The following is an 825-nucleotide window of genomic DNA, read 5'->3' as shown; positions in this document are numbered from 1 at the left end:
AGTACGATTACCGGCATAGATGAAGGGATAATGATATTAACGGTGCAAGGTCAGGGAAACCGCAGTGATGCTTATGAGCTGAGTTTTACCGCCATACCTTACCAATCATCAAAATCTTACCGCCCAGCGCCTATCCCCTTCCCGACCATTGATGGCACCGTACCGGCACGAGTGACCAGTCCGGATAATGACACCTATGGTTATATTGATACACAAGGGCGTTATCGGGTTAAATTTAACTTTGACTTAAAAGAGTGGCGAAACGGTGAAGAGAGCTTATGGTTAAGGCTGGCTAAACCGTATGCAGGCAGTACGTATGGTTTTCACTTTCCACTGATTGACGGTACAGAAGTTGCGGTTGCGTTTACTAACGGAAATCCGGACCGACCTTATATTGCGCATGCGATGCATGACAGTAGTCATCCTGACCATGTCACCACCATAAACAAACATCGTAATGTGATTCGTACTCCAGCTAACAACAAACTGCGGATGGATGATAAACGCGGACAAGAGCACATCAAGTTAGCGACCGAATACGGTAAAACCCAACTTAACATCGGGCATTTAGTTGACCAAAACAAAACCCAACGAGGTGAAGGGTTTGAACTGCGCACCGATGAGTGGGGAGCGATTGCTGCCAATAAAGGCTTATACCTGACCAGTCAGACTGAGCCTAAGGCTCAGGGCAAACAGCTTGATATGCAAGCGGCTATTTCTCAGCTTGAAAATGCGCTATCGATTGCCAAAGCCTTACAAAATGCCGCAACCGAATCTGAAGCCCATGTGGCAGACACCGACAGTCAAGAGCAACTAAAAGCGACA

General features: G+C 47.0%; 1 protein-coding gene. It reads left to right on the top strand.

Translation table 11 applies throughout. The features are described from left to right. Positions 1 to 30 precede the first annotated feature (30 nt). A partial coding sequence (locus B6D18_RS12395) for a type VI secretion system Vgr family protein (protein ID WP_216818977.1) occupies positions 31 to 825 on the top strand: 795 nt, incomplete at its 3' end.

Source organism: Gilliamella sp. A7, from assembly GCF_002142015.1.
Classification (GTDB): domain Bacteria; phylum Pseudomonadota; class Gammaproteobacteria; order Enterobacterales; family Orbaceae; genus Gilliamella; species Gilliamella apis_A.
This window is presented reverse-complemented; position numbering and strand designations above follow the sequence as displayed.